Source organism: Rheinheimera sediminis (genome assembly GCF_004005375.1).
GTDB lineage: Bacteria > Pseudomonadota > Gammaproteobacteria > Enterobacterales > Alteromonadaceae > Pararheinheimera.
In genome coordinates this window covers 1-4545 of sequence record NZ_RZUF01000057.1, presented here as the reverse complement: position 1 = coordinate 4545, position 4545 = coordinate 1, and the positions used below count along the sequence as shown (strand labels likewise).

Annotated in this window: 6 protein-coding genes; all 6 read left to right on the top strand. The window is 39.3% G+C overall.

Translation table 11 applies throughout. The features are described from left to right. Nucleotides 1–521 precede the first annotated feature (521 nt). Nucleotides 522–926, top strand: a complete 405-nt coding sequence (locus tag EMM73_RS19640; protein ID WP_127688456.1) for a hypothetical protein — start codon at nucleotides 522–524, stop codon at nucleotides 924–926. A gap of 112 nt (nucleotides 927–1038) precedes the next feature. Continuing rightward, nucleotides 1039–1593, top strand: coding sequence for a hypothetical protein (locus EMM73_RS19635; protein ID WP_127688455.1), 555 nt, complete (start codon nucleotides 1039–1041; stop codon nucleotides 1591–1593). A 101-nt stretch (nucleotides 1594–1694) separates the two neighbouring features. Beyond that, the gene (locus EMM73_RS19630) at nucleotides 1695–2129 is read left to right on the top strand and encodes a hypothetical protein (RefSeq protein WP_127688454.1); all 435 of its coding nucleotides are present in this window, start codon (nucleotides 1695–1697) and stop codon (nucleotides 2127–2129) included. A 77-nt stretch (nucleotides 2130–2206) separates the two neighbouring features. Continuing rightward, complete coding sequence (locus EMM73_RS19625; RefSeq protein WP_127688453.1) at nucleotides 2207–2710, top strand: hypothetical protein; 504 nt, start codon at nucleotides 2207–2209, stop codon at nucleotides 2708–2710. A gap of 214 nt (nucleotides 2711–2924) precedes the next feature. Continuing rightward, a complete protein-coding gene (locus EMM73_RS19620) occupies nucleotides 2925–3350 on the top strand; it encodes a hypothetical protein (RefSeq protein WP_127688452.1) in 426 nt (141 codons plus the stop codon). Between the two features lie 131 nt (nucleotides 3351–3481). Then, entirely contained in the window at nucleotides 3482–4177 is a 696-nt protein-coding gene (locus tag EMM73_RS19615) for a hypothetical protein (protein WP_222422712.1), read from the top strand. Nucleotides 4178–4545: the final 368 nt, after the last annotated feature.

Genomic DNA, 4545 nt, shown 5'->3' with positions numbered 1-4545 from the left:
ACGCGTACCGCGCAGCTGCTTTGAGCGTTATACGTAAAGGGTTTTAATCATCAAGCAAGTAAGCCTCTTATTCAGCATTATTGCCGCTTTCTCATTTGCTGTTGCAGTTTTTAAGCAAGAGTATGGAGCAATCTATTCGCATATGGCTATCGTGTTAACTGGTTTTATTTTCTGGTTTGTTAGCTTAACGGCATCATTTCCTGTTAATCCAGATTTTAATCGTGCACTAGCCTCGTCAATAGAATCCGTACTTTACTATCTGGGCCTGTTTCTATTGCTGTTTTTTATAGGTTTTTGTATCAACGGGAAGTTGAGCTTGTTTTCTGTATCGTCAATTTTTTACGTCTCTGCGATTTTTAGCGTGTTTTGTATGGCAATATTTTTCGGCGTAAAGAGGCGAGTTTGGTAGCGTATAACAAGTTACTTAATTTCGTTCCGGCCATAAAAAAAACATGGCCTCCACGGGACTGCCTGCGCTGCGGCAGCCCATTAGTAAATAGTTAGGCATCACAGGGATCAGTATGCAGAAATCTAAAATTAAAATTTATAGTTGGTATGTTTTGTTGCTAATAGGTCATATTTATTTTTGGCCTAAATTACTTGATTATATCGATTTATTCCAATATTCAAGCCGGATTGTAGATACTCTCCGTTTATCAATAAACATCCCAATCTATATAGCTTGCTTAGCCTTTTTAGTTAGATTTAAATTGTGTTTCCCAGTTTTTTTTAAAGTGTGGGTTCTAGTAGCCATAACTGACGAGATTTTAATGATTTTAGATGGATTTGGGACGTTTGGGATATCATGGGATATTCAAAACATCCTTTACATGACACCACTTTATTTAATGGCTTTCTGGTATTCGTTTAAATCTAAGGCTTTGTGGCAAAATACTGAAAACTTTAGGTTTAATGTGAATGCCTAACAAGGCGCTGTTGTCGCCACTAACGTGGCTGGGACGGCTTACGCTGCACTCCAGCCGCCCCAAAGCTTTGCGTTAGGCTAAATATTTCGACGATCGTACTCCGAGAATAAACATGACTGACAAGCAGTTCAAAAAATTAAAATACTACGTGATTGCAATTACCATATTATTCGTAGTTGGATTTCTGTTGTGGGAGCATTTGAATGGTGGAATAGTGAGCCATCACTTGATGCACAATTCTGATTATCCTTCCATATCAAACTGGTGGGGATTATTAATCCTCCCATTCTTAGCTTGGTTTTCAACAGTACGAATAGAGAAGCGTGTATCTCTTCAACCTAGTGACGCGCCAGTAAGGGCAAAGATTTTACGATTCGTACTTATTGGCTTTTTTTGCATGCTGGTCTTGAGTCTTATCCAGTCACTCAGTGTTATTTTTGGCTACGGGAACGTTGCAATGTACTTGTCTTTAGGTTTGGTGGTAGTCGGTTTGTTCCTGCCTATATACAAAGCGGAGTGTATTTTTGGATATGTATTTGGCTCAATAGTTTTTTCTGGAGCAATAATTCCGCTTATAGGTATATTGGTGATAGCAGGCATTTCGTGGTTTTCTCACGTATGTATACAGCCATTAGTTTTTCGAGTTATCAAGGCGCAGCCGCAGTAGTTTAGCCTAACAAACCGCGTCATTCGGGGCCTGCGGCCCCTGCGACGCTTACAAGTTCGCGCGCATGCGCGGGGCGTTATGCAGTTTGTTGAGATCCAGTAATGACAAAAGTTAGCAACCACATAAAAGCTGATTTTCTTATCTTGGCAGTCCTCGCTGTGCTTTTTATTGGATGGTTTATAAACAGCAGAAGCGATTCAAATATCGGTAATATTGATCTGGCAGGCAGTATTCTTACCTGCGAAAAAGATAAAAAGTGGTCACATTATTTAGGTTACTTTAGTTTAAATAACGAACAATACTATACCTTGCAAAAATACAGTTCTTGTGACGCTTTTAAAGCGGAAATGCTGGGTAAATCATTAATGGCAAAGTACTTAAAGTCTAATGGTTTAATAGTCGAGTTAAAAAGCGGCGATCAGAATTTGTATAATTCGGGGCTCGCCGGATCTGCTTTGGGTTTGGTATTTGCCTGGTTTTTAGCATTTGCAGTAATAAGGTTGCCAGTACGCTGGCTGTTAAAAAAACATGCATAACAAAGCAAGTCAGCATCGCACCTTCGGTGCAGGACTCGCTAACGCTCGCCGCTGCTTGCGGCGTTAGGTAAAAAAGTATGATCAGGCATCTATTTATATTCTTAGTTTTAATTTGCATTTCTGCTTGCTCAACCACAAAAGTAGAAACCCCTAAAAAGGAATTAATAATCCATGATCTAACTCAAGGGAAAATGAAAAAAATAGACGGCGAATGGGTTATATACGAGGAAACAAAAAACATGGCGTATGAAGTAAATGACAGCTGTATATACGCCAAAAAGCAAATAGAATGTCTTCGTCATGGTTTCAAAATATCTTATGACTCTAATGGTAAAGATATTCAACTAGAGTGCGTGGCTAAAACCAATATTACAGTAAATGCGGGTAATAATGAGCAAGAGAAATATATAGAAACAAATCAAGACGACTTTCTTATGCCCTTAAAAGGTTCGGAGAAAGAGTTTGTAAATGTACAATATATAAACGGGCAGCCTGGGCTGGAAGATCTTTATATAGAAACTTCTTGCTCACTTAATGGCCATCAAGAATTCGAATTTAGCCAAAGAATTCGCTTTAAGTAGATCTACCTAACAAACGGTTGCAGCACCGCTCCAGCGCTTCGCGCTTACGCTCGACAGTTTGCAAGCAGCGCATTAAGCGAATCGCTGTGCGAAGTTTATCGTAAATGCGCNTTGCAAGCAGCGCATTAAGCGAATCGCTGTGCGAAGTTTATCGTAAATGCGCCGCTTACAAACTGCGGCTGAACCGAACGTTATGAAAATATAGGATAAATACATGAATCGTTTTGACAAAAATTTTAACAATGTAGACCCTGAAACATCTAGACCTTTCAGTAGTGGACATCCTGACGGTGCTTGGATTATCGCCATCATTTATGGTTTTGTTCTTTTCTTTGCCCTAGTAGCTGCGCTCTATGGAATCTATCAATCCATTTTTGGTGAAAGTATGAATCTAACGCCCTTGATATCAGCCGTAGTCGTTTATGGACTACTTTTGCCTCCTATCTTTTTACTATTTAAGCGGTCAAAGAAAGCGTTAACTTGGTGTGGCGGCCTGCTAGTTGTATTTTTAGTTGCTTTAATTTCTACATATTTCTCGAATAGAGAAGCTGCTCTGCCATTGCTGGCATTGGTTTGCGTTCAAAGCTACATTTGCTTTTATATTTTAGGTCTCATTAAAGACAAATTACTTTTTAACTAAAAATTCATAACAAAGCGTTGCACCAGACGAATTGTAAGTAGCGCTTATGCAATATCGCTGCGCTAAGTTTATCGCAACGCGCTACTTACAATTCGCAGGTGAACGCAACGTTAGCTTTAAAGGAGTTCCAATTGAGCAGTCGGATTATGGGTTTCATTGAGAAATCTAATAAGGTATTACTGTTTTTCGCAGCAATATTTGTGATTATTTTGGTTGGCAGAGATGTCCTTAGAGACATTATGCGTAAAGATTATTCACCGCCAACAGTACAAGTTATAAAAAGCGATGACGCACAAGCGATAGAGCAGAAAGCTAAGCTTGAAAAACAGTACCTTGGTTTAATTAAAGATGTACATATTTTTGAAATAACTTCAGATAGAGTGGTCCAAGATCAACCGTATAGTTCTAGCGCTGAGAGCATAGTTATCTCATCTTCTTTCGGTTTAAGTGAAAATGCCGTAAATGTAATGTTCACGAAGATTGGTGAACAACGAAAGTTACTATTTGAAAAAAATGCATTAATAGTAGAATTTTCCCCTAGTCGTGATAAACAAACTCAATACGAAAAAATTCTCAGTAAAAACGTATATTTGGTAGCTAAGTACGATTCAAACAATGATGGGTTTTTAAAACGCAATGACAAAAAAGAATTGTTGGTTTCGGAATATGACGGCACAAATTTGATGTCTGTTATGGCTGATATAAAGGGCTATGAAGTTGTTGATAATGACATTGTTTTAATTTATGCCGCATCAGATTTGGACACATTGTATTTTATTTTTAACATCAAAACAGGCGAGCTCCAAAAATTGGACACGGCGTGGTAGCTAACAAGCGCAGTCACAATCGGCCACTACGTGGCCTGGACCTCAACCGCTGTACGGGTTTCGGCCTGTGCTGCGAGCGTTATAAGCTTGGGTAAGCGATGAAGTACTTTATTGCTGTAGTAGTAAACATATTGATTCTGGCTCTTTCGGTTGCGGGGCTTTTGGCTACCTGTATGTGGGGTTGCCCTGATACGGGTATACAGCTTTTTTTTAAAATTTCTTCGGTATGTTTACTAATAACGGCGTTTTTCAAGCTAGTTGTCACCATCGACCGTTTTAAGCGGCCTGTTTTTCTGCTTGTTTGACTGACTCTTTTTCCGGATTCAGCGTTGTCGGTCCCACTGGTGTGCAGTTCCGGACTTCGCGGT